The 24,798-nt window shown below is 69.4% G+C and carries 23 protein-coding genes; 5 read left to right on the forward strand and 18 right to left on the reverse strand.

Annotation, left to right across the window (positions count from 1 at the left end; all coding sequences use genetic code 11):
* Positions 1-17: 17 nt before the first annotated feature.
* From hmgA to AC07RV_RS02975, 3 genes are read right to left on the reverse strand one after another with little or no spacing between them, the layout of a single operon-like run.
* Positions 18-1,328 (reverse strand): homogentisate 1,2-dioxygenase, encoded by a 1,311-nt coding sequence (gene hmgA / locus AC07RV_RS02965; RefSeq protein WP_296782293.1) that lies wholly within the window; start codon positions 1,326-1,328, stop codon positions 18-20.
* Complete coding sequence (locus AC07RV_RS02970) at positions 1,325-1,654, reverse strand: NIPSNAP family protein (protein WP_296782295.1); 330 nt, start codon at positions 1,652-1,654, stop codon at positions 1,325-1,327. Before AC07RV_RS02970 ends, hmgA begins: the two co-directional genes overlap by 4 nt.
* A gap of 17 nt (positions 1,655-1,671) precedes the next feature.
* On the reverse strand, positions 1,672-2,424 hold the full coding sequence (locus AC07RV_RS02975) for an SDR family NAD(P)-dependent oxidoreductase (protein ID WP_444814005.1): 753 nt from the start codon (positions 2,422-2,424) through the stop codon (positions 1,672-1,674).
* A gap of 172 nt (positions 2,425-2,596) precedes the next feature.
* Between AC07RV_RS02975 and AC07RV_RS02980 the strand changes: the two genes are divergently transcribed.
* Entirely contained in the window at positions 2,597-3,370 is a 774-nt protein-coding gene (locus AC07RV_RS02980) for an IclR family transcriptional regulator (RefSeq protein ID WP_093349751.1), read from the forward strand.
* 19 nt (positions 3,371-3,389) lie between these two features.
* Here AC07RV_RS02980 and AC07RV_RS02985 read toward each other — a convergent pair whose 3' ends face one another.
* The 6 genes from AC07RV_RS02985 to AC07RV_RS03010 all read right to left on the reverse strand — a co-directional run bounded on the left by AC07RV_RS02985 (position 3,390) and on the right by AC07RV_RS03010 (position 9,705).
* Complete coding sequence (locus tag AC07RV_RS02985; protein ID WP_296782301.1) at positions 3,390-4,154, reverse strand: alpha/beta fold hydrolase; 765 nt, start codon at positions 4,152-4,154, stop codon at positions 3,390-3,392.
* A 34-nt stretch (positions 4,155-4,188) separates the two neighbouring features.
* Entirely contained in the window at positions 4,189-5,184 is a 996-nt protein-coding gene (locus tag AC07RV_RS02990) for a Bug family tripartite tricarboxylate transporter substrate binding protein (RefSeq protein WP_296782303.1), read from the reverse strand.
* Between the two features lie 51 nt (positions 5,185-5,235).
* A complete protein-coding gene (locus tag AC07RV_RS02995) occupies positions 5,236-5,964 on the reverse strand; it encodes an enoyl-CoA hydratase/isomerase family protein (protein WP_296782305.1) in 729 nt (242 codons plus the stop codon).
* On the reverse strand, positions 5,961-7,139 hold the full coding sequence (locus tag AC07RV_RS03000) for an alpha/beta hydrolase family protein (protein ID WP_296782307.1): 1,179 nt from the start codon (positions 7,137-7,139) through the stop codon (positions 5,961-5,963). The genes AC07RV_RS02995 and AC07RV_RS03000 overlap by 4 nt, the downstream gene beginning before the upstream one ends.
* 125 nt (positions 7,140-7,264) lie before the next feature.
* Positions 7,265-8,848 carry a class I adenylate-forming enzyme family protein gene (locus AC07RV_RS03005; protein WP_296782309.1) on the reverse strand — a complete coding sequence of 528 codons (1,584 nt, stop codon included), beginning with the start codon at positions 8,846-8,848 and terminating at the stop codon, positions 7,265-7,267.
* A gap of 35 nt (positions 8,849-8,883) precedes the next feature.
* Positions 8,884-9,705, reverse strand: coding sequence for an SDR family oxidoreductase (locus tag AC07RV_RS03010; RefSeq protein WP_296782311.1), 822 nt, complete (start codon positions 9,703-9,705; stop codon positions 8,884-8,886).
* A 184-nt stretch (positions 9,706-9,889) separates the two neighbouring features.
* Between AC07RV_RS03010 and AC07RV_RS03015 the strand changes: the two genes are divergently transcribed.
* Positions 9,890-10,582, forward strand: coding sequence for a glutathione S-transferase family protein (locus AC07RV_RS03015; protein ID WP_296782313.1), 693 nt, complete (start codon positions 9,890-9,892; stop codon positions 10,580-10,582).
* A 500-nt stretch (positions 10,583-11,082) separates the two neighbouring features.
* Entirely contained in the window at positions 11,083-11,838 is a 756-nt protein-coding gene (locus AC07RV_RS03020) for a winged helix family transcriptional regulator (protein WP_296782315.1), read from the forward strand.
* A 102-nt stretch (positions 11,839-11,940) separates the two neighbouring features.
* Here the strand turns inward: AC07RV_RS03020 and AC07RV_RS03025 are convergent, their stop codons facing one another.
* The 6 genes from AC07RV_RS03025 to AC07RV_RS03050 all read right to left on the reverse strand — a co-directional run bounded on the left by AC07RV_RS03025 (position 11,941) and on the right by AC07RV_RS03050 (position 19,592).
* Positions 11,941-12,915, reverse strand: coding sequence for a fimbrial protein (locus tag AC07RV_RS03025; RefSeq protein ID WP_296782316.1), 975 nt, complete (start codon positions 12,913-12,915; stop codon positions 11,941-11,943).
* Positions 12,916-12,977: 62 nt separating this feature from the next.
* Entirely contained in the window at positions 12,978-15,665 is a 2,688-nt protein-coding gene (locus AC07RV_RS03030; RefSeq protein WP_296782317.1) for a fimbria/pilus outer membrane usher protein, read from the reverse strand.
* A 4-nt stretch (positions 15,666-15,669) separates the two neighbouring features.
* Positions 15,670-16,479: a fimbrial biogenesis chaperone gene (locus AC07RV_RS03035; protein WP_493196307.1), complete on the reverse strand. Its 810-nt coding sequence runs from the start codon at positions 16,477-16,479 to the stop codon at positions 15,670-15,672.
* A 184-nt stretch (positions 16,480-16,663) separates the two neighbouring features.
* The gene (locus tag AC07RV_RS03040; RefSeq protein ID WP_296782319.1) at positions 16,664-17,224 is read right to left on the reverse strand and encodes a fimbrial protein; all 561 of its coding nucleotides are present in this window, start codon (positions 17,222-17,224) and stop codon (positions 16,664-16,666) included.
* A 266-nt stretch (positions 17,225-17,490) separates the two neighbouring features.
* Positions 17,491-18,372: a PhzF family phenazine biosynthesis protein gene (locus AC07RV_RS03045; RefSeq protein ID WP_296782320.1), complete on the reverse strand. Its 882-nt coding sequence runs from the start codon at positions 18,370-18,372 to the stop codon at positions 17,491-17,493.
* A 44-nt stretch (positions 18,373-18,416) separates the two neighbouring features.
* The gene (locus tag AC07RV_RS03050) at positions 18,417-19,592 is read right to left on the reverse strand and encodes a pyridoxal phosphate-dependent aminotransferase (protein ID WP_296782321.1); all 1,176 of its coding nucleotides are present in this window, start codon (positions 19,590-19,592) and stop codon (positions 18,417-18,419) included.
* 192 nt (positions 19,593-19,784) lie between these two features.
* Here AC07RV_RS03050 and AC07RV_RS03055 point away from each other — a divergent pair, with 192 nt between their 5' ends.
* A complete protein-coding gene (locus AC07RV_RS03055) occupies positions 19,785-21,254 on the forward strand; it encodes an aminotransferase-like domain-containing protein (RefSeq protein ID WP_296782322.1) in 1,470 nt (489 codons plus the stop codon).
* A 13-nt stretch (positions 21,255-21,267) separates the two neighbouring features.
* Here AC07RV_RS03055 and AC07RV_RS03060 read toward each other — a convergent pair whose 3' ends face one another.
* Together AC07RV_RS03060 and AC07RV_RS03065 are read right to left on the reverse strand one after the other, a co-directional pair.
* A complete protein-coding gene (locus AC07RV_RS03060; RefSeq protein WP_296782323.1) occupies positions 21,268-21,870 on the reverse strand; it encodes an NADPH-dependent F420 reductase in 603 nt (200 codons plus the stop codon).
* Positions 21,871-21,913: 43 nt separating this feature from the next.
* Positions 21,914-22,885 carry a quinone oxidoreductase family protein gene (locus AC07RV_RS03065; protein WP_296782324.1) on the reverse strand — a complete coding sequence of 324 codons (972 nt, stop codon included), beginning with the start codon at positions 22,883-22,885 and terminating at the stop codon, positions 21,914-21,916.
* A gap of 313 nt (positions 22,886-23,198) precedes the next feature.
* On the opposite strand from AC07RV_RS03065, the gene AC07RV_RS03070 reads away from it, so the two are divergent.
* A complete protein-coding gene (locus tag AC07RV_RS03070) occupies positions 23,199-23,825 on the forward strand; it encodes a TetR/AcrR family transcriptional regulator (RefSeq protein ID WP_296782325.1) in 627 nt (208 codons plus the stop codon).
* A gap of 39 nt (positions 23,826-23,864) precedes the next feature.
* Here the strand turns inward: AC07RV_RS03070 and AC07RV_RS03075 are convergent, their stop codons facing one another.
* Complete coding sequence (locus AC07RV_RS03075) at positions 23,865-24,788, reverse strand: LysR substrate-binding domain-containing protein (protein WP_093349709.1); 924 nt, start codon at positions 24,786-24,788, stop codon at positions 23,865-23,867.
* Positions 24,789-24,798: the final 10 nt, after the last annotated feature.

The following is a 24,798-nucleotide window of genomic DNA, read 5'->3' on the forward strand; positions in this document are numbered from 1 at the left end:
CTCGTTGTCTCCTCGAATCAGGCGCGCGCGGGCTGGAAGCCGCGCCACACGGCGTCGTAGCCGGGCTGCAGGTTGTCCGCGGCGAGCGCCCGCGCCGTGGGCCGGAACACGTGGCGGCTCTCGAACATGAAGGCCAGCGTGTCTTCGAGCCGGTGCGGCGCGAGCGCGGCGGTGCTGGCCCGCTCGAAGGTGGCGGCATCGGGGCCGTGCGGCAGCATGCAGTTGTGCAGGCTCATGCCGCCGGGCACGAAGCCCTCGGCCTTCGCGTCGTAGACGCCGCGCACCAGGCCCATCAGCTCGCTCATCACGTTGCGGTGGAACCAGGGCGGGCGGAAGGTGTCTTCCGCCACCAGCCAGCGCGGCGGGAAGATCACGAAATCGCAGTTGGCCACGCCCGGCGTGTCGCTGCCCGAGGTCAGCACCGTGTAGATCGACGGATCGGGATGGTCGAAGCTGATGGTGCCGATGGCCATGAAGCGCGCCAGGTCGTACTTGCAGGGCACGAGGTTGCCGTGCCATGCGACCACGTCGAGCGGCGTGCCGGACTGTGTGCCTTCCCACAGGTGGCCCATGAAGCGGTTGACGATGCGCACCGGGCCGGCGTCCTCCTCGAAGGCCGCCACGGGCGCCAGGAAGTCGCGCGCATTGGCGAGGCCGTTCGATCCGATCGGCCCGAGCTCGGGCAGGCGGAACGGCGCGCCGTAGTTCTCGCAGGCATAGCCGCGCGCCTCGCCATCGGGCAGCTCGACGCGAAAGCGCATGCCGCGCGGCAGCAGCGCGATCTCGCCGGGCGCGACCTGCAGGCGCCCGAGCTCGGTGTGCAGCCGCAGCGCGCCCTGCTGCGGCACGAGCAGCAGCTCGCCGTCGGAGTTCACGAGGTAGCGCCCGGCCATCGAGCGGTTGGCGCGGTAGACGTGCACCGCCGAACCGGCCTGCGCATGCGGCTCGCCATTGCCCGCGATGGTCACGATGCCGTCGACGAAGTCCGTGGCCTGCTCTGGCACCTGCCAGGGATTCCAGCGCAGCCGGTTGGCCGGCGTCTCCACCTCGGTGAACGGGCCGCTGCGCCAGTCGCCGTCGTCGATGCGCGCGAAGGCCTCGTGCATGGCGCTGGGACGCCGGCGGTACATCCAGGTGCGCAGGTTGCGATCGCGCGGCGCCGTGAAGGCGGTGCCGGACAGCAGCTCGGCATACAGACCCAGCGGCGCCTGCTGCGGCGAGTTGCGGCCCACCGGCAGCGCGCCGGGCAGCGCCTCGCTGGCGAACTGGTTGCCGAATCCGCTCTGGTAGCCGGGCACCGTTGCGGTCTCGCCCGTGCGCGCGTTCATGGCGACTCCCGCCACTGGGGCGTGAAGAAGGCGGCCGGCAACAGGATCTTCGATTCCTGGCTCTGCAGCAGCGGCAGCATCTCCACCACGTAGGCCTGCCATCCCGGATCGGCCATCAGCCGCTCGCGCCGCTCGGCGCGCTCGTTCATGTCGAGGTAGGCCCACAGGTGGATCACCTGGTTGAGCGGGCCGGTCTCCGTGCGGTAGTAGCCGACCATGCGCCCGAGGATGCGGCGCTGGATCGCCAGCCCCTTGGCCTCGTACAGCGACAGGTAGGCGCGCCACTGGCCGGGGTGGGTGGTGTAGGTGCGTTGTTCGACGAGCATGGCAGCGGTCCCGCCCTTCACAGGCTGTGGCCTCCATCGATGACGATCCGCGTGCCGGTGGCCGTGCGCAGGTGCGTCACGCAGCCCAGCACGGCGAGCGCCACGTCCTGCGGGGTCACGATGCGGCCCAGCGGCGTGGTGGCGGCCTTCTTCTGCAGCTCCTCGCGGTTGCGGCCCTGCACGAAGCCGGTGTCGACCGCCGCGGGCGAGACGGCGACGAAGCGCACCGGCGCGAAGGCGCGCGCCATCGACACGGTCAGCGTGTCGAGCGCCGCCTTGGCCGCGCAGTAGGCGAGGTTGCTGCCCAGGCCCGTGAAGGCGGAAACCGAGGACACGTTGATCACCGCCGCGTCGGCCGAGGCCTGGAGCAGCGGCATCAGCGCGCGCGTGATGGCGTAGGGGCCGCCGACGTTGGCGGCGAGGATCTGCTCGAACAACGCGGGCGGCAGCGCCTCGAGATCGCCGTGCGCGATGCGCTGCGTGAAGCCGGCCGAGTTCACGAGCACGTCGACGCGGCCGAAGCGCTGCTGCAGCGCGCCGGCCATGGCCGCGTGCGCCGCGGCATCGGTCAGCGGAATGCGCAGGGTGCCGTGGTCGGCGCCCGGCAATTCCTCGCGCAGCGCGCGCGCACGTTCGGCGCCCTCGTTGTAGCCGATGACCACGGTCGCGCCCGCGTCCGCCAGCGCGCGCACGCAGGCAGCGCCGATGCCGCTGCTGCCGCCGGTGACGACCGCGATCCGGCCGACCAAGGGGGTGGCGGCGGCATTCATCGGCGGCTCCCGCGCGGCGCTGTTGTCTTCATGGAGGTCCTCGGTGGTGGGGCGTTGTCGATGGATGAGCCCGCTGCGCGTGCTGTCCGATAGACGGGACACGACGGGGGCGCGAGCGGGAATTGTTTTCTAATGGCTCGCCTCGAACCAGTCGTTTGTCCATCAATCGAACATGAAAACGCCCTCCGATGCCGGCTCGCTCAAACGCGGCGTGGCGATCCTCAAGCTGCTGGCCACCGCGGGCTCGCGCGGGCTGGCGCTGACCGAGCTGTCGGAGAAGTCGCAGATCCCGCATCCGTCGGTGCACCGCATCCTGGGCCAGCTCGCCGCGGAGCGGCTCGCGGTCTTCAACGAGGAGCTGCGGCGCTACAAGCTCGGGCCGCTGGCCTTCGAACTCGGCGTGGCCGGCTCGACCATGCACGACATCCGCGACCTCTGCGAACCCGCGATGGACATGCTGGCCCGCGAGACCGGCGACACCGTCTACCTGGTGGTGCGCAGCAGCTTCGACGCGGTCTGCATGCACCGCCGCGAAGGCGCCTTCCCGATCCGCGCGCTGGTGCTCGAGGTCGGCAGCCGGCGCCCGCTGGGCGTGGGCGCGGGCGGGCTGGCGATCCTCTCGGCCATCGGCGACGAGGAGCGCGCCCACATCATCGAACGGGTGGGGCCCGGCCTGGCCGCCTTCGGCAAGCTGTCGACGCAGGACCTGGCGCAGGCCTGCGAGGAGGCACGCGCCCTGGGCGCCGCCGTGATCCAGAACCGCGTGAGCCTGGGCGTGAAGGCGGTCGGCGTGCCCTTTCGCGATTCGATGGGGCAGGCCATCGGCGCGCTGAGCGTCGCGGCGCTCTCGCAGCGCCTGGGGCAGCGGCGCATCGCGCAGGTGGCCGGCATGCTGCGCGAAGCCACGCAGTCGGTGGAGATCCTGTTGCGCAAGCGCAAGGCCTGAAAAGGCCGCGACTGGCGCTTCAGCCGCCGTGCTCGCGCAGGAAGGCCTCGCAGCGCGTCACCAGGTAGGCCGGCGTCTCGAGCATCGGGTAGTGCCCGGCATTGGGCAGCGTCTCGATCCGCGCATGCGGGTACAGGCGCGGAAAGGTGGCCTGCACGAAGTCGGGCGACACGCCCCCGTCGTGCTCGCCCACCAGCACCAGCAGCGGCGCGCGCAGCGCGGCCGCGCGGTCCGAGAAATCGGTGGCCGAGAAGGCCTGGAAGTAGTCCGCGAAGGCGCCGGGCTCGGAGGTGGCGCGCTGGTGCGCGAGGATGCCGCGCGCCAGGGCGGGCGTGAGGCGCGAACCCAGTGAGCTCTCGATCACGCCCAACGCGGCGCGCTCGTCCGTGCCCGCCGCGGCGAACAGCGCCGCGACCTCGGGCGGCAGCGGCACGCCCGAGGCCGGCACCGGCGTCACGCAGACCGCGGCCGCGATGCGCTCGGGCGCATCGATCGCGACCCGCTGCGCCACCATGCCGCCCATCGAGTGGCCCAGCAGCGAGAAGCGCTCCCAGCCCAGCGCATCGGCCAGCGCGAGGGCGTCGGCCGCGATCTCCGCGATCGTGTGCCGGCCCTCGATCGCGCGCGAGGCGCCGTAGCCGCGGTAGTCGGGAAAGGCGTAGGTGAAGGCCTGCTCGTCGAGCAGCGCATAGGTCGGCGCCCAGGCGTGGTGGTCGCCGAACCAGCCGTGCAGGACCATCACGCGCTGCGGGCCGTGGCCCCGGATCTCGTGGCCCAGTGTCATGTGTGTCTCCTTCGTGTCGAGAATGGGGGTGGCCTCAATCGACCTTGATGCCCGCGGTGGCGATCACCTTGGCCCATCGCGCCGATTCGCTCGCGATGATGCCCGCGAACTGGGCCGGCGTGCCGGCGATCGGCTCGACGGTCTGGTCGTTGAGTTGCCGGCGCACCTCGGGATCTGCCAGCACCTTGCGCAGCTCGGCCGCCAGCCGGTCGACCACGGCACCCGGCGTGCCCGCGGGCGCATGCAGGCCGAACCACAGGGCGGCGTCGAAGTCGGCGATGCCCGCCTCGGCGAAGGTGGGCACCTGCGGCAGGGCCGCCATGCGCTGCCGGCCGATCACCGCCAGCGCCTTGACCCGGCCGGCCTGGATCTGCGCCAGCACCGGCGCCGCGGGCGTGAAGGCCAGGTCCACGCGGCCCGCGACCACGTCGGTCAGCGCCTGGGCGCTGCCCTTGTAGGGCACATGGGTCAGCTGCACCTGGGCCGCCTGGTTGAAGGCCTCGCCATAGAGATGGGTGAAGGTGCCGTTGCCCGAGGAGCCGTAGCTGAACTTGCCGGGCGCCGCGGCGGCCGCGGCGATCAGGTCCTTCACCGTGCGCGCGGGAAGGTCGGCGCGCGCGATCAGCACCGAGGGCGCCTCGGCCAGCAGGCTCACCGGCGCCAGGTCCTTGACGAAGCTGAAGCGCAGGTTCGGGTACAGGCTGGGATTGATGACGTTCGCGGTGGTGCTCAGCAGCAGCGTGTGGCCGTCCGGCGCGGCATGGGCCACGGCCTCGGCGGCGATGCTGCTGCCGGCACCGGGCCGGTTCTCCACGATCACGGGCTGGCCCAGGCCCTGCGACAGGCGCGGGCCGAGGATGCGCACGATCAGGTCGCCGGTGCTGCCGGCCGGAAAGCCCACGATCACGCGCACCGGCTTGTCGGGATAGGCGGCGGAGGCGGACCCGCAGGCGAGCGCCAGCGTGAAGGCCGCCACCAGCCGCGCGAAGGACGCGAAGGGCGTGAAAGAGGCGAGAAACGGAATCCGCATGGCGATGTCTCCTTCTTGTGATGGTCGACCGCGCCGCTCCGGCGCCGCCGTTCAGCGCGAACCGAGCACGTTGGCCAGCAGGCTCGCGCCGTGGAGCACGGCGTTGGCTTCGTGATGGCGCGGCGCGCTCGCGAGGAACTGCTTGACGGCCTGCACGGCCGGCGCCGGAAAGGACAGCAGCCGCCGCACCAGCGCCTCGCCTTCGGCGCGCAGGCTGCCGCCGTCGACCACGCGCCCGACGATGCCCGCGGCCAGTGCCGCCTCGGCATCGATGGGCTCGGCGCCGAACACCAGGTGCGCGAGCGCCTTGGCCGGCATGCGGTCGAGCAGCGGCGCCATCGCGATGCAGGGCGGAATGCCGCGCTCGAGCTCGCGCAGCGCGAAGCTGGCGTCGCGCGCGCACAGCGTGAGATCGCAGCGCGCGGCCAGCACCATGCCGATGCCCCAGGCACGCCCGGCCACCAGGCCCAGCACCGGCGCGCGGCAGCGGCCGAAGGCCTCGTACAGCCGCTGGATCGGCGCGGCGTCGTCGCGCAGCACATCGGCCGCATTGACGCCGGCACCGGGCGCGGGCGGCGCCATCTCGCGGCCCAGGCAGAAGTCCGGGCCCTCGGCCTCGAGCACGATCACGCGACTGGCGTGCGCCGCATCGAGCGCGTCGGCCAGTGCCAGCGCCATGTCGTTGGTCAGCCGGTTGCCGGCCTGCGGGCGCTGCAGGCGCAGGGTGCTCACCTCGTCGCGCACCTGGTGGCCGATCCAGCGCGGGTCGGTCGCGGTCATGTGCATTCTCCCGCCGCCAGACGCTCGGCCATCCAGTCGCACACCAGGCTCAGCGCGGGCTCGGGCCGGTCGAGGTTCACGTGCGCGGCGCCGCCTTCCTCCTCGGTGAACACGCGCAGCTGCTTGTGGCGCGAGCTCACCGCGTCGAGCAGCCGCTGCGCCTCGGAGGGCGGGGCATGGCGGTCGTTGGCGCCATGCACGATGAACAGGTCGCAGTCGATGCGCGCGGCCACGCCCTCGAGGCGGAAGTCCTCGAGCTTGCGGAACGCGCGCTCCCAGTCCGGCACGCCGAGGATGCGCAGGATCTGCTTGCCCGTGGTGCCCAGCGGCGCGCTGTTGCCCAGCTGCGTCGCGCCCTGGCCCGGCACGTAGCCCACGCGCCGCACCATGCAGGCGTGGGTGTCGAAGACCGCGCCCATCACGGCGCAGGCCCTGATGCGCTTCTCGAAGGCCACGGCGCGCGGCGCGTAGTAGCCGCCCCAGCTCGCGGCCACCAGGCCGATGCGCGCGGGGTCCACGTCGGCGCGGCGCACCAGCCAGTCGACGCAGGCCGTCACGGGCCGCTCGAAGTCGTGGCGCGCGGTCAGGCCGTGCACGCGCAGCGCCGAGCCCTGGCCCGGGCCGTCGAAGGCGAGGGTGGCGATGCCGCGCCGCGCGAGGTTCTGCGCCACGTAGAACATCTCCTCCTTGTTCGCGTCGAGGCCGTCCGACAGCAGCGCCACCGGCCCCGGCCCCTCGCGCCCCACGGCGGGCACCAGGTAGGCCGGGATCACGCTGCCCTCGAACGGGATGTCGACCAGCTCGATCTCCGGGTCGCGATGCCGGGCGAAGCTCGCGAAGCATGACAGGTGCTTCGCATAGGCCTGCTCAGCGCGCGGGTCGTCGGGGTCGAGCAGTCCCTCGGCCCACTGGTGGTAGACCGAGGCGCGCAGCGAGAAGTCGCTGGCGCTCACGCGGTGGCCGCGCGCCAGCGCGTCGGCGGCCGACTGCTCGAGCTGGCGCCCGAGCTCGCTCCAGGCGCCATGCCAGGCCTCGACGTCGCCCGAGGGCTGCACGCGCGCCGCGTCCTTCAGCCGGGAGCAGGCCCAGTCGATCTCGCCGAACAGGCCGCCCGCGGCGATGGCGCGCAGCACGGCAAGGGACCAGCGGTAGTTGTCGGGAAAGTAGAAGAACATGGTCTTTCGGGCGCGGGACCGGTGTCCCGCGATCCCGCCTCGGGTCGTCGATGCGATCGATTGTTCGCGCACCCCTTTCCCGAAACCATGGCTTTGTCCGATAGATGAACACGAGAATGGCGGTGCTATCCCTGCCCCGGCGCGAACATCTCCAGGTGCCCGCTGCGCAGCTGGAACTTCTGCACCTTGCCCGTCGGCGTCATCGGCAGCGCGTCGACGAAGCGGATCGACTTCGGCACCTCGAAGCGGCCCAGGCGCTCGCGGCAGAAGGCCAGCAGCTCGTCCTCGCCGCAGGCTTCGGCGGCGGGGCGCCGCACCACGAAGGCCGCGACCGCCTCGCCCCAGTGCGGATGCGGCAGGCCTACCACGGCCGCGGCACCCACCGCGGGATGGGCCAGCAGCACCGCCTCGAGCTTGATGCTCGAGACGTTCTCGCCGCCAGACTTGATCATGTCCTTCTTGCGGTCGAGGAACAGCATCTGCCCGTCGGCCTCGAACATGCCGATGTCGCCCGTGTGGTGCCAGCCGAAGCGGCGCGCCGCGGCCGTCGCCTCGGGGTCCTTGAGGTAGCCGAGGAAGACGTTGGGACCGCGATGGACGATCTCGCCGATCTCGCCCGGCCCGAGCAGCCGGCCGTCGTCGTCCATCACCGCGGTCTCGACGCCCGCCACCGACATGCCCCAGCAGTTGCCGTCCTTGCCGGGATGGTCGCTCGCGCGGTAGACCATGGTCGGCGGGTACATCTCGGTCTGGCCGGTGCCCAGGCGCACGTCGGCGCACATCTCGCTGCGGATCTGCGCGAGCAGGTTCTTCGGTATCGGCGCCAGGCCGTACATGCACAGGCGCAGCGACGAGAGATCGGTGGCGGGGCGCTGCGGATGCTTCATCAGCGCGTCGTACATCATCGGCAGGCACGACAGCCAGCTGATGCGCTCGCGCTCGATCGCCGCCAGCATGGCCGCAGGATCGAAGCCGCTGGCCAGCCAGATCGTGGCGCCGGTCAGCAGCGCGCCCATGCTGATGGTGTGCTGCGCGCAATGGAACAGCGGCAGCACCGAGCCGACCACGTCGTGCTCGGTGGCCTCGAAGCTCTGCGCGCAGCTCAGCAGCGCGCCATGCACCGAGCGGTGCGAATGCATCACGCCCTTCTGCTTGCCGGTGGTGCCGCTGGTGTACATGATCAGCGCGAGCTCGTCGTCGCCGCCCGGCGCGCCCAGCGGCTGCGTGGGCGCGCGCGAGGCCAGCGCATCGAAGGGCAGGGTGCCCGCGGCGGCCGGCTGCGGGCCGCCGATCACCACCGTCAGCAGGCCCAGGCGCTCGATCAGCGCGCGCAGCGCCGGCACCGCGAGCAGCGGCGCGTCGATGAAGACGGCGCCGACCTCGGCATGGCTCAGCACGTGCTCGATCGCAGCCGCGTCGAGCTGCACGTTGACCGGCACCCAGACATTGCCGGACTTGTGGATGGCCTGGATCGCGCTCAGGTGCTCGATCGAGTTGAGGCACAGGGTCGCGATGCGGTGGCCCGTGAATCCCTGATCGCGCAGCGCCTCGCCGACGCGCTCGCTGCCGGCGTCGAGCTCGGCGAAGCTGATGCGCCGCTCGCCCTGGATCACGGCCGTCTTGCCGGGATGGCGGCGGGCGCCGCGGCGCACGATGTCGGCGAGGGACACGCGCGCGATGGCCGCGCGTTCGGGGTCGATGGTCTGCATGCGAGGGTCTCCTGAAGGGGGGCGAAGCGAAGAGGTCACGGTTCCACGAAGAAGTCGATCAGCGGCTCGACGCCCGGCGTCACGAGGTAGGGCGCGAAGTCGGTCACGCCGGCCTCGCGCAGCACCTGCTCGTCGAGCAGCAGCTGGCCCGTGAGCTCGCGGCTCGGCCGGGTCAGGATGTGCCAGGCGGCGTCGGCCATGATGGCCGGCACGCGTGCCTGGCCCGCCACCTCGGGCGCCGCGATGCGCAGCGCGCTGGTGGCGATCACGGTGCGCGGCCACAGCGAGTTGCTCGCGATGCCGCGTTCGCGCAGCTCCTCGGCCAGGCCGCGGCTCAGCATGCTCATCGCGTATTTCGAGGTGGTGTAGGCCGCATGGCGCGCGAACCACTTGGGGTTCAGGTCCAGCGGCGGCGACAGGGTCAGGATGTGCGGATTGGCGGCCTTCTCGAGGTGCGGCAGGCAGGCCTGCGCGCAGAGGTAGCCGCCGCGCGCGTTGATCTCGAACATCAGGTCGTAGCGCTTCATTGGCGTGCGCTCCACCGTCTCGAGGTGGATCGCGCTGGCGTTGTTGACCAGGATGTCGATGCCGCCGAAGCGCGCGACGGCGGCATCGACGGCCGCGCGGACCTGCGCCTCGTCGCGCACGTCGACCACCACCGCGAGCGCCTGGCCGCCGGCCGCGACGATCTCCTCGGCGGCGCTGTGGATGGTGCCCGGCAGGCGCGGATCGGCCGTCGCGGTCTTGGCGGCGACCACGATGTTGGCGCCGTCGCGCGCGGCCCGCAGCGCGATGGCCTTGCCGATGCCGCGGCTCGCACCGGTGACGAAGAGGGTCTTGGATTTCAAGGAAGGCATGAACGCTCCGGAATCGCGATCGCTCGATCGCGGGATGCGCAGGCTATGCGCGCCGGGCGGGGCGGCGCTTGCGCAGACTGGCTGGCATGGCGCCGCGCGGCAACTCAGCCAATCGACGCAAGGCAGGCCGGCATGCTGCGAGCGACGATCGGCGGGCCCACTCCCGGCGCGAGCCCCGCACCCGATGATCACGCTCTACCACTGCGCGAATGCCCGTTCGTTCCGCGTTCTCTGGATGCTCGAGGAACTGGGTACGCCCTACCGGCTGGAGATGCTGCCGTTTCCGCCGCGCGTGCTGCAGCGCGACTACCTCGCGATCCATCCGCAGGGCACGGTGCCGTTGCTGGTCGATGGCGAGATCCGCATGAACGAGTCGGTCGCGATCTGCCAGTACCTGGCCAGCCTGCATGCGCCGACGCCGTTAAACGTGGAACGCGACGAGGCCGGCTATGCGCAGTACCTCAACTGGCTGCACTTCGGCGAGGCCTCGCTGACCTTTCCGCAGGCCCTGGTGCTGCGCTACGGCACGCTCGAGCCGCAGGAGCGCCGGCTGCCCCAGGCCGCGCAGGACTACGCGCAGTTCTTCCACGGCCGCCTGCGGACGATCGAGCAGCTGCTCGAGACGCAGGACTTCGCCTGCGCCGGCCGCTTCACGGCCGCCGACATCTCGCTCGGCTATGCGCTGATGCTGGCGCGCGTGCTGGGGCTGCACGAGCGCTTCGGTCCGGCGGTAGGCGCGTACTGGTCGCGGCTGAGCGCGCGCGCGGGCTTCGAGCGCGCGATGGCGGTGCAGGAAGAGGCGGCCGCGCGGCTGGGGCTGCCATTGATTCCGACCGCCGGCGTGGGCACCGGCAGGCGGCCGCCGGCGCACGACTGACCTGCGAGCAACGGATCGTCCGCCCGCTGCCTCGAGACCGGCGGCCGATTCCGACAAGTTATCAACTCATTCGCAACTCGAAGCATTTGCAAATGTTCTTCGCGAGAATGAAAACAAAATTTAAATAAACCCCTTAATTCCACATGCACTTGTACGCTCGCAATTGTTAATATAGATTCAGCAAATTAGCTTTTGAGGGAATATAATTTCCCTCATATCGATCATTTATATAGTTCATAATCACAAGAAATCCACAAAATCCTTATCCGGAGCTCACCCCATCCAGACTCAAGATTGATAATGCATTGCGATGGAAATGAGTATTCACTCTCATTTTTTAAATTTCATTTTTTATAAACAGGCATAAGCGGCCGAAGCCGCGCGGGGCAGGGGATGAGGGAATCAGCAGCAAGATCAGGTGAGGGCGCATGTCGCGAGCCCGCCGACCTGCCGAGCGTACGCAGCGAGCGCTCCATGCGAGGTGTGGAGGGCCGTGCACCATGACGTCGAGCAAGAACACGAAGCCGCCCACGCTCCAATCCATTTCCTCCCTGGCCCTGATCTTCGGCGACGACCATGAGCGCGGTCCCTTGCGCACCGCGCTGGATTCGCAGGGCTTCACCTCGGCCGCGTTCGATTCGGTGCAGGCCCTGTGGGATTCGATCTCCCTGGGGCGTCGGTACGATGCCCTGGTCGCGTGCGCGGACAAGGCATGGAACCAGCGGCGCTGGGCCAGCTTGCGCGGCATGGTGAAACTGCCGGTCCTGGTCGTCATATCGCGCGATGCGATGAACGTGGCCTCCACCTTCAACGACGAACCGCTCAACAGCGAACGCATCGAGTTCGTCACCGCGCCCGTCAATGGCGCGGAGCTGTCGATGCGGCTGCAATTGCTGCAATCGCGAAAGCAGGCCCCCGCCGATCTGCCGGCCGAGCAGGATCTGGTCTGCGGTGGCTATTACTTCAAGCGATTGCGACGCATCGTGATGGTCGATGGCGAGGAGGTCCGCCTGCAGCCGCGCGAGTTCGACATCGCGCTCATCCTGTTCGAGAACCTCGGCAAGGTCATCACCCGTGAAGAGATCGAAACCCGGCTTTTCGATCGGCTCGCCAATCCCGGCTCGCGCGTGCTCGACGTGCACATGACCCGCCTGCGCAAGAAGCTCGAACTCGGGCCGCACAGGGGGGTTCAGCTCCTCACGATCTACGGGATCGGCTATCGCCTGGTCGTGCTGGGCTCGCCATTCACTTCGTAGCGCCCGGGGCGTTTCTCCATCGCCGCCGCGCTCGGCCCGAAAGCGGCGCGTGGGCAGACGCCACCCGAAGGCGCGCTGCCCACGCGACGAACGCCGACTGTCTCAGCGGTATTCGAGCGTGAAGGTCGCGGTGCCATCGGCGCGACCCGGCCGGATCCTCGCGGCGGTCTGGTAGTAGCGGGCCGTGTAGGGCACGTCGTAGCTGCCGTTCTTCATCGGGCCGACCTGCATGCCCTTGCCGAAGCGCACCGGCTGGGCATCGCCACCCAGGAGCTGGATGCCCACGCCCGTCGCAATGCCCGTGCCGCCCTGCGTGATCCTCAGCACCCCCTGCCGGTTCGACGGGTCCTGCGTCGCGTCCATGCGCAGGTCCACCCATTTCTGCAGGTTCGGATTCGCCTGGCACCGGAGCTTGATGCTGAATCTTCGATCGCCCGTCGTGGAGTCCATCCCCTTGAAGTTGCTGAGCGACACGCGCCCGAATTCCACCGGGATGTTGCGCGAGCCCGCATCGACGGAGCACGACGGCGTGATGATCGTGATGCCGCTGACATCCCCCGAGAGAATGGTCGTCAGCGCCGACCAGTAAGGCTCGCCATCGCCGTAGTAGCGGGTGTAGGTTCCGCCGGCCAGCGAGCCGCTGCCGGTGCTGTCGGCCGTCTTGATCAACTCCACCTGGAACGACGTGCCCGCAGCCAGTTGACCGGTGCCGTTGGGGGTTGGCATGGTGTGCGGGTAGTAGACGAGAAAGGAGCCGTCAACGACGCGCGAGAGCCGGATGCCGATGCCCTGCACTTGCGTGGAGTAGACGTTGAAGAAGCCCGGTATGGGCGAGCCCTGCAGCACCGTTCCGTAGACATAGCCGCCGCCCCGACAATTGAACATGAGATCGCCGGTGCCGCTGACCCAGATGGGAAAGCTTTGCGTCTTGATGGTTCCTCCGACCGCCAGTCCGTCGGGAACGTAGACGTTTCCCATGTTCATGTAGACGATGTGTTCGTACGCGCCCGGATAACGCACGCACGCCGCCCATGCGCCCTGCATGCCCGCCAGCCACAGCATGGCGAGGGGCAGCACGAGGCGCGACACCCTCCACGCCATGGCTGCCGCTCGATGGGCCGATCGACGATGCCAATTTCTCATTCTGTTTTCCTCTCGGCGTTGATGTCCGCATCGCACTGTCCCGCGATCTCGCGGATCGGCGGCGGACTGATTTCTTCGGGCAGCGCGTAGGACACGCTGCATCGGTCGCCCGTGCGGCGGCCCCAGATCACCGTCAACGTCCCGGCCGGCTCGGCCCCGCTGACGAAGGCCTGGCCATCGGGACCGACGATGCCCATCTCCTGGCCCGCTTCGTTCTCGATGCGCGAACCGAAGGGCATGGGCTCGCCCTTGCCCCGCGTCAGCGTCAGCATCAGCCGATGGCCCACCGCGGTCTCGAAGGTCGCGCGCACCACGGCACCGCGCGTGGGCACCACCTCGGTCGCGGCGTTGCGGACTTCCACGGTGTCGCCGAGGTCCTGCGTGCGCACGGCCAGGCGGTTGATCCGATAGGGCGAAAGATTGGAGACGACGGCGATGCCTGCGCCGTCGGTCGCCACGCCGGGTTGCGATTCGATGCCCACGCCCGAGGCCTTGGGCAGATGCACCAGGGCGATGGTGTCGCCCAGCGGTTGCGCCAGGGTCAGGCCATCGCCATGCAGCAGCAGCCCGCCCGCCATGCCGAAGGTGGCTTGCCGATGGCCGGAACTCTGCGAAATCCCGCCCTCGAAACGCCCGATTCGCGACAGGTAGCTGAGGCTCGCATGGCTGGTCGACCCCTGCGCTTCGATGCGGTTTCCCGACAGGTTGTAGGTGAGGCGGGCGTCCTCGAGCGCGGTGCCGAACACGCTGGCCTGATGGCTGGTGCCGCCGTTGCGCTCGTGCGATACCGAATATTGGACGCTGGCCGCGGAGCCGCCGAGCGGAACGCTCAACGTGAACATGATCTGGTTGTTCGGCGCACGCCCCTGGCTGGTGCTGCGGTTGTAGTGGATGCTGTAGCCGAACTGCTTGAAGCTGCCCGAGTAGCCCATCTGCACCAGGCTGTCCTTGGCGCCGGTTCCCCAATAGCTTTGCTGACGCGCCGAGGCGAACACCGAGCCCCAGTCGCCCAGACGTTGCGACAACTCCAGCCGCAGTTCGTTGCGGCGGTTGTGGAGGCGTTCCAGCGGGTCCAGTCCCTGCATGTCCGCGGCCTCCTGGAAGGTGCGGTAGCCGCTGGTCGAATAGCGATAGCCCGCCACGCGCACGGTGGTTCCCGCATCGAAGGCCTTGGCATACAGGAACCGCACCGATTGGCCGTTGTAGTGCTGCTCGGCCAGCAGCGGCGTCGACACCGAGGCACGCGCAGCCGACAGGTCGGCGGACACGGCACCGAAGGCGCGCATGTTCTTGCCCACGCCCGCCATCGCCGACAGGTAGCGCCCCGAGGCGATCAGCCCGCCGTAGACGCTGTAGCCCTTGCCCAGGCCACGTGCCACCGTGCCTTGCGCGAAGGTCGGTTCGGCACGCGATGGCCGCTGCCAGGCCCGCAGCAACGACAGACCGCCGTCGCGGAAGTCGGGCGAGAAGGACAAGCTCTGGCCGCGCGCGCTGCGGTACTTGCCGAGCGTGGCCGAATAGCGCCATGTGCCTTCGCGCAGCAGCGTGGGCACCGCGGAGAACGCCTGGGTGTAGCGGGTCTCGCGGCCATCGGCCTCGACGATGCTCACCTCGAGGTCGCCGCTCGAGGCCGTGGGATAGAGGTCGTCGATCACGAAGGCGCCCGGCGCCACGAAGGTGCTGTAGATGGTGTAGCCGTTCTGCCGCACCGTGATGCGCGCATGGGTCTGTGCAATGCCGCGGATGGTGGGGGCGTAGCCCTGCTGGCTGTCGGGCAGCATCGATTCATTGGTGGCCAGTTGCACGCCGCGAAAGGCAATGCTGTCGAACAGGTTGCCGGGCGTGCTGCCATCGCCGATCAGCAATTGCGCCTGCAGCGGCAACAGGTCGCGCTGGGCATAGGTGTTGACGGCCTGCCATCGGCCCGCGCCATCGATGCCGCGGTTGTAGGTCGAGAAATGGCGAAAGCGCCAATCGCCGAGGTTGAAGCCGCCGCGCAAGCCGACGAACAGGGTGTCGCGCCGAGGCTGCCGGTCGGGCCCCGGGAAGGGGTTGCCGTCGAACACGCTGCGCGGCGCGGCGAAGGGGTCGGCGCTGCGACGGTAGGCGTCGCCACCGTAGCGGGCGACGTTGACCTGGTAGTCGAGCATCCCGGCCGTGATGCCCCGGTCCCACATGCCGGGGTCCACGGCCCCGCGCGCCGAGCGCTTCATCGCCGCCTGCGGGATGTCGATGCGCAGGTGCATCTTGTCGACGTCGTAGCCGAAAGAGGCTTCGGGAATGGCCGCGCCCAGATCGACGCAGGCCTCGTCGGCCAGCGCCATCAAGGCCGGGAACACCGCCACGTTGACGCCCCAGGCGTCGAGCATGGCGCGCGTGAGGCAGGGCTCGGCGTCGTTCCTGCCCTCCTTGGCGTCGAAACGGATCGTGGCCTGCCCGGCGCGTCGCTCGTTGAGCGAGACATCGACGGTGTACGAGCCCGGCAGCACGCGATTGCCGAAGGCGAAGAGCGACAGGTCGGCATTCTGCTGGTCGCCACCCACGCCGAGGAAGCTCGGATTGAAGGACGACGCGGCGAACTGCTGCGCCATGACGGGAGCGCCCGACGCGGCGAGCGCGGCGGCGCACAGGCCGAGGCGAAAGGGCACGCGCGCGCGCACCCGCAGGGGATGAGTGCGTGTCATGGTCTCAGCGCTGCGCACCGCCGCTGGACGAAGCCGCGAGCGCGCGAGCCGGCTCGGCCTTCAAGGGCACGGGTTCGGCGCCCTCGGGCACCTTGACGAACTCCTCGGGCGATTCGCTGCCGTAGTCGTTGATCGTGGTGAAGTTGATCTGCACGGCCCGCGGCGCCTTCAGCGTCTGGATCGGAAAGCTCAGCTCGCCGAACGGCGGCACCATGCCCGCGTCGAGCTCCTCCTGGTCCTTCCCTTCGGGGCCCTGCCCCTGGTTGACCGTCAGCTTCAGCAGGGTGACGTGGAAGGCGCTCGCATTGCCGACCTTGAGCACCGCGCCCTGGCCTTGCGCTGGTGCGCTCACCGTCCACTTGAGCAGCGCACGCGCCTCTGCAGGCGAGCCCGGAAGGCCCGTGGGCCGGTAGAACAGCTTGAGCCGGCTGCGTATCGCCACCTGCAGCACGTTCTCCTGATTCGGCGTCTGGGGAATCTCCTTGACGTTGAGCCAGAACGCCGACTCGCGATCGGCCGGAAGCTCGCCGCCGACACGCATGATGCGCAGCAGGTTTTCCTTGCCGGGATCGAGCCGCGACAGCGGCGGCGTGACGACCAGCGGGGTCTTGCTCCTACCATCGCCGGCATCGACCCAGGCCTGGACCACATAGGGCGAGGTCCCGGTGTTCTTCATCGGCAGGGAGGTTTCGCGCTGCGTCTCGTGGAGGATCACGCGCGTGCCGGAAAGCATCACGCTGGCGCTCGCCGGCCCCTGGAGGCAGAGCATCGCCAGGATGCCGAGCGCCCACCGAATTCGTTCATTGCTGCACATATCTGTTCCTCGGCGCGACCCACGTCGACGACGCGCGCGCGCAAGCACTCCGACGCGCCGGCAGCGGCGCCTCAAAGGAAAAATCAACGGAAGATGAAGGCGCGAAAAGAGCGCGGCATTGCACCGCGGGACAGCGCGCCCATGACGGCATGAAGCCGCGAGGGCCTCATGCCGTGGTGCCTAATTAGTTATAGGCGACCGTGAATTGCGCGGTGCCATTGGCCGGGCCCGACTTGAGCACGGGATCGGCCGGGGAACCGCCCGTCAGCGGCAAGGTCGAGACATAGCGCGCCTGGAATTGCAGCTTGTTCGTGCCTTGGGCCAGAGCGTATTCGCGCGAGGCCGAGCCCAGCGCAATCTTCTGGCCTTCCCAGTCACCGATCTGGATGCCCACACCCTGGGCTGCCGGCGTTCCGGTGCCGGAGCCATCGATCGCCACCAGATCCACGTTGCGGCTGTCGGCCGTGCCCGAGAAGGTCACCTTGGCCTTGTTGCTGCCCGCGGGGCAATCGGCCAGGTTCAGGGTGAACTTGGCCGGGGTCGAACCCGTTCCCACGGTCGGAAACGCGGTGCGGCTCACCTTGCCCAGCGGCACCGTCAGGTTCTGGCTGTCGGGCGTCAGGGAGCAGATGCTGTCCGTGATTTCGCCGGTGAAGTTGATCTGGCCGTCGGCAGCCAGGGCCGCCTGCGACATGGCGGCGACGGTTGCGATCACAGCGAAGCGAGAGATGATTTTCTTCGACATTGTTTACCTTAAGAATGAAAACAGGAAATTGCCTGCAAAGCCAATTGCAGACAGCCGAGATCCTATTCATTCATTCATCTTTATTGGTCGCGTCGAAAAACAAAACCGCGCAATACGATTAATTCTCCAAGCCAATCCTTAGAATCATTAGCTGGCGCTAATTCAATTAAAAATCAGCTCCGCTGCTTATAGATTTACAGGCGCGTGTTCCGCGGTGCTCATCGACGCAGGACGCGCCAATCCGCTGAACGGCGCACCAGCCAGGGCTACAGCGCGAGCGTGCCTTCCACGCAGCTCACGCAGGCACCGCCCACGCGCACCTTGCCGTGGGCATCGACGCGCACCTTCACGCGCCCATCGCGTCCCACGCAGCGCCCCTGCGCGGCCACGTAGGCGATGCCGTCGGGCGGCAGCAGGCCGCGTTCCCACTGGAAGGCCGCCGCGCTGGCATTGCCGCTGCCGCAGACGGGGTCTTCCTCGACCCCGCTCGACGGCGCGAAGGCCCGGACCTCCATCGCCACCTCGCCTTGCGCATAGCGGCCGTACACGATGAGGCCGGTCACGCCGAGACGGCGCTCGAAGGCCGCGAGCCGCGCGAAGTCGGGCTGCAGGTCGATCACCGTGGCCGCGTCGGCCAGCGGCAGCACGACCCAGCGCGGGCCCACGTCCACGATGGCCGGCGCGGCCTCGGCGCTAGGTTGAAGGCCCAGGATGCGCCCGAGCTCCGCGAGGTCATCGGCCGCCAGCGGCGCCAGTCGTGCGGAGGGCAGGGCGAAGGCCAGTTCGCGGCCCTCGGGGCCGTCTTCCACCGTCACGTCGACGAGGCCGACACCGCACTGCTGCACCAGCCGGCCGCCGTCGCGCAGCGTGCCCCGTTTGGCTTCGAGGAAGGCATGCGCGCTGCCCAGGGTCGGATGGCCGGCGAAGGGCAGCTCGTTGCGCGGCGTGAAGATGCGCAGGCGATAGTCGGCCTCGGGCACGGTGGGCGGCAGCACGAAGGTGGTTTCCGAGAGATTGGTCCAGCGCGCGATGGCCTGCATGGCCTCGGTGTCCAGGCCGTCGGCGTCGAACACCACGGCCACGGGATTGCCGGCCAGCGGCGTGGCTGTGAAGACGTCGACCACGGTGTAGCGATGGGGTTGTTTCATGCGGGGCTCCAGGGGATGTCGGTGCGTCAAGCAGTGTCGTACATTCACTTCGCGGCGGCGTCCAGCACCGTCGAAAGAGCGGACAGCGCGGGGGCTAGGCGGTCCGGCGGCAGGTAGCCGAAGCCCAGGCGAAAGACGCGCTCGCTCTCGCCGAACCAGGCGCCCGAGGCCAGCTGCAGTTCGTGCCGCGGCAGCAGGTCCCAGAAGCGCGAGACGGCCGCGTCGTCGAAGCGATCGGCGCGCAGGCGCAGGCAGCACAGCGCGCCGCCGTCCGGGCGGATCCATTCGATGCGCTCGCGCTCGGCCTCGCACCAGGCCGCCAGTGCCGCGAGGCCTTCGGCGAGCAGCCGGCGGCGCGGCGCGAGCACGGGTTCGCGATGGCGCAGCAGCGCGGTGGCCAGTGCCTCGTCGAGCACCGAGCCCGAGATCACGGTGTTCATCTTGGCCACGACCAGCCGCGCGCGCAGGTCCGCGTCGGGCACCGTGAGCCAACCGGTGCGCAGGCCCGGCGCGCCCAGCGCCTTCGACACCGAGGCGCCCGTGACGATGCGCGGATGCAGCGCGGCCAGGCTTTCAGGGATGGCCTCGTCGCCGTAGCCGGCCTCGCGGTAGGTCTCGTCGATGAACAGGAGGGCCTGCGGCGCCTGGCTCTGCAGCAGCGCGAGCAGTTGCTCGATGGCTGCGCGCGGTGTGCGCACACCGCTGGGGTTCTGCGGCGAGGCGAGGCTCACGAGCCTCGTCTTCGGCGACAGGCTGGCCGCGATCGCGTCCAGATCGAGCCGGTAGCCGTTCTCGAAGCGCAGCCCGACCTCGCGCACGGTGACACCCGCGCCGCGCAGGCAGTCGCGGCTCGGCGGAAAGCAGGGCGTCACGAGCACCGCTTCGTCGCCGGGCCGGCAGACCTCGAAGGCCAGCAGGAACAGCCCGAGCGCCGTGCCCTGAGTGGTGACGATCTGCTCGGCGGGCACGCCGCAGGCCTTGGCGATCTCCTCGCGCAGTTCGACCGAGCCGGCCGAGCGGCCATAGCCCAGCTTCAGGCCGCGCAGGGTCTCGAGCCCGGCCATGTCGAGCACGTCGCCGAACGTCAGATCCTGCGAGGTGCTCTCGGCCAGGTTGAACGGCCGGTTCACGTCGAGCAGGGAAATGATCTCGTTGTAGGGAAAGCGGCCGCGCCACGTCGGCTGTGCCGCCGCGGGGGCTTCGTGTTCAAGCACTGTCATTCGTTTCCAGGTCGCCCGAGTGGGAGGGTCATCCAGAGCCCGGGGCGTATCGGGCAGCAGGGAATACGGGCCATGCTAGTGATCGCCGGGCCATCGGAACAGCCACAATTTCCGCGAAATCGGACCAGTACAGTTTGCGTGCCTTCGGAAGCCGGTTCGCCCACAATCGAGCCTCGTCATGCACGAGCCCCCATGAACACAGGCACCCTTCAGCGCAACAGGCAAGCGGCCGGCAACGTGCCCGCCCCCCATCGCTACGAGCAGCTCGCGGAACTCATCGTCGACACGATCGGCAACGGCACGCTCGCGCCCGGCGAGCGCCTGCCGTCGGTGCGCGCCGTCAGCGAGCAGCACGGCATCAGCATCTCGACGGTGCTGCAGGCCTACCGCCTGCTCGAAGACCGCGGCGTGCTGGTCGCGCGGCCGCAGTCGGGCTTCTACGTCGCCGCCACGCAGGGCGGAACGCTGGCGCTGCCCTCGGCCTCGCGCCTGCGTTCGAAGGCTTCGACCGTGTCGATCAGCGGCGCCGTCGCGGCCCTGCTCGAGCACGCCTCCAACCCGGCGCTCGTGCCGCTGGGCTGCGCGGTGCCCGACGCGGCCCTGCTGCGCTCCCACCGGCTCGACCTCGCGCTCGCGCGTGCCGCGCGCCAGCATGGCGATCGCCACAACGTCTACGGCACGCCGCGCGGCGATCCGCGGTTGCGCCGCGAGATCTCGCGGCGCGCGATGCGCATCGGGCATGCGCTCTCGCCCGACGACGTGGTCATCACCAACGGCTGCACCGAAGCCTTCACGCTCGCGCTGAGCGCCGTCGCCCGGCCCGGCGACACCATCGCGGTGGAGTCGCCCACCTACTTCGGCTTTCTCCACACGCTCGAGGTGCTCGGCCTCAAGGTGCTGGAGCTGCCCACCGATCCCGTCGAGGGCGTCCACATCGAGGCCTTCGCGCGGCTGCTCGATACCGCTCCGGTGGCAGCCTGCCTGCTGTCGTCGAGCTTCAGCAATCCGCTGGGCGTGTCGATGCCCGATGCACGCAAGCGCGAGCTGCTGGCCTTGCTCGCGCGGCACGACGTGCCGCTGATCGAGGACGATGTCTACGGCGACATCCACTTCGCGCGCGAGCGGCCCACGCCCTTCATCGCGCTCGACCGCGGCGCGAACACCCTCTACTGCAGCTCGTTCTCGAAGAGCCTCGCGCCCGGCTACCGCGTGGGCTGGATCGCGCCCGGCAAATACGCGCAGCAGGTGGTCGACCGCAAGCTCGCCTTCAGTCTCTGCAGCCCGGTGCTGCCGCAGGTCGCGCTCGCCGACTTCCTGGCCAGCGGCGCCTACGACGCGCACATGCGCCGATTGCGCCGCCTGCTCGAAGAAAACCTGCGACACCTGACCCGCGCCATCGAGGCCAGCTTTCCGGCCGAGACACGCGTCAGCCGGCCCGCCGGGGGCTTCGCGCTGTGGGTCGAACTGCCGCGCGGCTTCGACTCGCGCGCGCTGTTCGACGCGGCGCTCGAGCTCGGCATCTGCTTCGCGCCGGGGGATGTCTTCTCGGCGAGCCGGCGCTTTCGCAACTGCCTGCGACTGAGCGCCGGCTGGAGCTGGAGCGAGCGGATCGAGGAGGGGGTTCGGCGGCTGGGGACACTGGCTCGCCGACAACACATCTGAAGGTCGGCGGCCCTCAGCCTCGACGCAGCAGATCGAGGCCGGAGAACGGACCGCGCCCTTGCTGCAGCCTGCCGCCGGTCGACAAGCCCCCGAGCTCGACCGACACCCAGCCCACGGTGGCGATCATCGACGCCACCTGCGCATTCGCATCCACGTGATCGCCCGACACGAAGATCACGCGTCGCCCGCCCTGCTGCTGCGGGTCTTCCGCGAGCAGTGCCGCCGGCAGCGTGTTGAAGGCCTTGACCAGCCTGGCGCCCGGAACGAGATCGGCCACGATCTCGCTCGAGCTGCGGCCACGAAGGTCGGCGACGACGAGCTGGCCGTTCCTCTCCAGGTACGGGTTGCTGGTGTCGATGACGATTTTTCCGGCCAGCGATCCCAGGGTCGGCAGGGCCTCGGGAAGATGGCTCCATCGGAGTGCGAGGATCACCGTCGGTTCGGCGGCGGCCTCGGCTGCCGTGCCCGCGCGTGCCCTGGGCCCCAGCTGCCCGACGAGGTCGGCCAGCGAATCCGGCCCCCGGCTGTTGGCGAGGACGACCTCGTAGCCGGCCCGCGTGAACTGCGCCGCGAGCGCCTTTCCGATCCTGCCCGCTCCAATGATTCCGATCGCCATGGGTCCGTGTCCTTCCGCTGTCGTGATTGAAACTGTCCGCGCGTCAAGGAATGAGAACGACCGAGCCCATGACTTCGCGCGCCGCGATGGCGCGGTGGGCCGCGGCGGCGTCCTTCAGCGGGTAGCTGCGATCGATGGCGGCGGTGATGCGGCCCGACCTGAACGCGTCGAACAGCGCGTCGGCGCCCGCCAGCAAGGCTTCGCGGGTCATCAGGTAGTGGGAGGACGACAGCCCCGTGAGGAACAGCGAACCCTTGGCCATCAGGAGGCTTGCATCGACGGGCGGCGTCGGGCCCGAACTGAAGCCGAAGCTCACCATCGATCCCAACGGCCGCAGGCAATCGAGCGACGGCAGGAATGTCTTCCGGCCGACGCCGTCGTACACGACATCGACGCCTTGGCCCGCCGTCAATTCGAGCACCCGGGCCACGAAATCCTCCTCGCTGTAGTCGATGACCTCGTCGCAACCGTTGGCGCGGGCCACGGCCCTCTTGCCGGCGGAACCGACCGTGCCGATCACGCGCGCGCCGAGCGACCTGGCCCATCGGCATGCGATATGCCCCACGCCGCCCGTGGCGCCGTGATAGAGGAGGGTGTCGCCCGCCGCGATCGGCCGCGCCTTGAACAGCAGGCACCAGGCGGACAAGCCCTTGGACAGGATGGCGGCCACCTGCCGATCGTCGATGTCGTCGGGCACGGCGATGACATGGTCCGCCTGCACCAGGCACTCCTGCGCATAGGTTCCGCTGGCGCTGCGGTAGGCGACGCGGTCGCCCGGCGCGATGTCCGTGACCTCCGCGCCGACCGCGACGACCACGCCGACGCCCTCGGTGCCGGGCACGAACGGCATCGGCGCGGGAAGAACGCCCGCGCGCCGAAGGGTGTCGCTGAAATTGACGCCGATCGCGGTCTGTCTCACGCGCACCTGCGAGGGTCCGACTTCGGCCATGGGTACCTGCCCGAACTCGAGGACCTCGGGTCCCCCGGCCGCGCGAACGACGATGACTTGGTTCACTTTTTTTCTCCCTGTGGCATTGCCCGGTGTGTGCGTCCCTTCCGGTGATCGGGAGGACGCATGAAGACAGCAGAGGCAGATCTTAGAATGATCATTCTAAAGATGGCGAAGTGGCGTCGCCGTGGCACTACCTTCGCCAGGGTTTCTCGCCGCAGGGGGCCTGGAGGCTCGGCTTCGTTCGCACAAGGATGGCCGGGCTTGCGACGCCTTCGCGGCAGCGCCTCGCCGTCTAAGATGCCCGCGAGAAGCGCCAGCCCGCGGGCCTGGCGAAGCGGCATCGACCATCGCAGCCGGGTTTCCCGGAATCGTTCAAATGGCAGGAAAAAAAATCATCCACCCCAATGAAGCCGAAGCCGGCCAGAACCGCCGCGCCCAGGTCCTGGAAGCCGCGGCGGTCTGCTTCAGCAAAAACGGCTTCCACGGCACGAGCATCCAGAAGATCTCCGAAGCCGCTGGCATGAGCCCGGGCCACATCTATCACTACTTCCAGAACAAGGAAGCCATCATTCATGCGTTGATCCAGCAGAACCTGGGACGTGCCTTCGAGCACCTGTCCCATATCGAGGAGCGCAGCCGGGTCGCGGGCCCCGCCGATGCGCTGGTCGAGGAGATGCGCCATGCGGTGCGCACGCGCACCGATCCCCGTTACGTGCCCCTCGAGCTCGAGATCCTGGCCGAGTCCGCCCGGAACAGGAGCGTGGCGAAGTTCTTCCAGCGCGCCGATCGAGCGATCCACGAAAAGATCGAAGGCGTCGTCAAAGCGATTCCGTCGTCACGCGGGCTCTCCGCGGCCGAGCTGGAAGCAACGATCGACGTGATCGTTGCCATGTCCGACGGCCTGGTGTTCCGGGCCGTCGGCAATCCGAAGATGAACAAGGAGGAGGTCGGGAAGCTCATGCAGAGGGTCGTGCGATTCCTGGTGGAGGATCAGAAGTCCTGATGTCGCATCCGACGCGGTGGATCGCGCCGCCGCCCGGCCTCACCACGCAGGAGCGCGCCGCCCCTCCTCGGCGAGGAACTCGACCAGCGTCGGCAACGACGCATCCATCGGCCGGTTGGCACGCACTCGCATCACGTAACCCCATGAGCCGGCCATGCGCAGGCCCGGCGTCAGCGCCACCAGCCGGCCGCGCGCCAGTTCCTCGTCGACCAGCGGCGCACGACCCAGCGCGATGCCCACGCCCGCCGCGGCAGCCGCCACCACGGTGCTCAGGCCGCTGAGCAGCAGCGGGTCGTGGCCCGCGCTGTCGGGCAGGCCCAGCCGGGGGCGCCAGGTGCGCCAGTCGGTCTCGGGGCTGTCGATGTGCTTCTCCTCGAGCCAGCGGTGGCGCGCGAACACGCGTGGGTCGTCGCGCTCGCCGGGCTCGACCAGCGCGGGGCTGCACACCGGCACCACGGTCTCGGTCATCAGCGGGATGTCGCCCGGCGCCGCGAGGTGCGGGCCCAGCGCGCGCACGTGCAGGAACGCGAGGTCGATGTCCTGCGCGTCCCATGCGGGGTCCTGGCTGGCGTGCAGGAACAGCTGGATGTCGATGTCGGGATGCAGCTCGATGAAGCGCCCGATCCGCGGCGCCAGCCACAGCGCCGCGAGCGAGGGGTTGGCCGAGATGTTGAGGCTGTTGCGCCGCGTGCCATGGGCACCGGCGCGGGTGTTGCGACATGCCGTTTCGAGCAGGGTCAAGGCCTGTTGCACCGACACCAGCAGCGCGGCGCCGGCCTCGGTGGTCCGCGCGCGGCGCACCGTGCCGCCGCGGTGCAGCAGGGTCACGCCGAGGTCTTCCTCGAGCGCGCGCAGCTGGTGGCTGATGGCGCTCTTCGTCACATGGAGTTCGGACGCGGCGCGGCTCAGACTGCCCAGGCGGGCAACGGCTTCGAAGGCGCGCAAGGCAGCCAGTGGTGGCATGGGGGAGGGT

The organism is Variovorax sp. GW821-FHT09B01, assembly GCF_059418345.1.

Excerpts from the sequence above, each read along its gene's own strand:
- hmgA (WP_296782293.1), bottom strand. The coding sequence starts at position 1,328 with ATGAACGCGCGCACGGGCGAGACCGCAACGGTGCCCGGCTACCAGAGC.
- AC07RV_RS02970 (WP_296782295.1), bottom strand. The coding sequence starts at position 1,654 with ATGCTCGTCGAACAACGCACCTACACCACCCACCCCGGCCAGTGGCGC.
- AC07RV_RS02975 (WP_444814005.1), bottom strand. The coding sequence starts at position 2,424 with ATGAATGCCGCCGCCACCCCCTTGGTCGGCCGGATCGCGGTCGTCACC.
- AC07RV_RS02980 (WP_093349751.1), top strand. The coding sequence starts at position 2,597 with ATGAAAACGCCCTCCGATGCCGGCTCGCTCAAACGCGGCGTGGCGATC.
- AC07RV_RS02985 (WP_296782301.1), bottom strand. The coding sequence starts at position 4,154 with ATGACACTGGGCCACGAGATCCGGGGCCACGGCCCGCAGCGCGTGATG.
- AC07RV_RS02990 (WP_296782303.1), bottom strand. The coding sequence starts at position 5,184 with ATGCGGATTCCGTTTCTCGCCTCTTTCACGCCCTTCGCGTCCTTCGCG.
- AC07RV_RS02995 (WP_296782305.1), bottom strand. The coding sequence starts at position 5,964 with ATGACCGCGACCGACCCGCGCTGGATCGGCCACCAGGTGCGCGACGAG.
- AC07RV_RS03000 (WP_296782307.1), bottom strand. The coding sequence starts at position 7,139 with ATGTTCTTCTACTTTCCCGACAACTACCGCTGGTCCCTTGCCGTGCTG.
- AC07RV_RS03005 (WP_296782309.1), bottom strand. The coding sequence starts at position 8,848 with ATGCAGACCATCGACCCCGAACGCGCGGCCATCGCGCGCGTGTCCCTC.
- AC07RV_RS03010 (WP_296782311.1), bottom strand. The coding sequence starts at position 9,705 with ATGCCTTCCTTGAAATCCAAGACCCTCTTCGTCACCGGTGCGAGCCGC.
- AC07RV_RS03015 (WP_296782313.1), top strand. The coding sequence starts at position 9,890 with ATGATCACGCTCTACCACTGCGCGAATGCCCGTTCGTTCCGCGTTCTC.
- AC07RV_RS03020 (WP_296782315.1), top strand. The coding sequence starts at position 11,083 with ATGACGTCGAGCAAGAACACGAAGCCGCCCACGCTCCAATCCATTTCC.
- AC07RV_RS03030 (WP_296782317.1), bottom strand. The coding sequence starts at position 15,665 with ATGACACGCACTCATCCCCTGCGGGTGCGCGCGCGCGTGCCCTTTCGC.
- AC07RV_RS03035 (WP_493196307.1), bottom strand. The coding sequence starts at position 16,479 with ATGTGCAGCAATGAACGAATTCGGTGGGCGCTCGGCATCCTGGCGATG.
- AC07RV_RS03040 (WP_296782319.1), bottom strand. The coding sequence starts at position 17,224 with ATGTCGAAGAAAATCATCTCTCGCTTCGCTGTGATCGCAACCGTCGCC.
- AC07RV_RS03045 (WP_296782320.1), bottom strand. The coding sequence starts at position 18,372 with ATGAAACAACCCCATCGCTACACCGTGGTCGACGTCTTCACAGCCACG.
- AC07RV_RS03050 (WP_296782321.1), bottom strand. The coding sequence starts at position 19,592 with ATGACAGTGCTTGAACACGAAGCCCCCGCGGCGGCACAGCCGACGTGG.
- AC07RV_RS03055 (WP_296782322.1), top strand. The coding sequence starts at position 19,785 with ATGAACACAGGCACCCTTCAGCGCAACAGGCAAGCGGCCGGCAACGTG.
- AC07RV_RS03060 (WP_296782323.1), bottom strand. The coding sequence starts at position 21,870 with ATGGCGATCGGAATCATTGGAGCGGGCAGGATCGGAAAGGCGCTCGCG.
- AC07RV_RS03070 (WP_296782325.1), top strand. The coding sequence starts at position 23,199 with ATGGCAGGAAAAAAAATCATCCACCCCAATGAAGCCGAAGCCGGCCAG.
- AC07RV_RS03075 (WP_093349709.1), bottom strand. The coding sequence starts at position 24,788 with ATGCCACCACTGGCTGCCTTGCGCGCCTTCGAAGCCGTTGCCCGCCTG.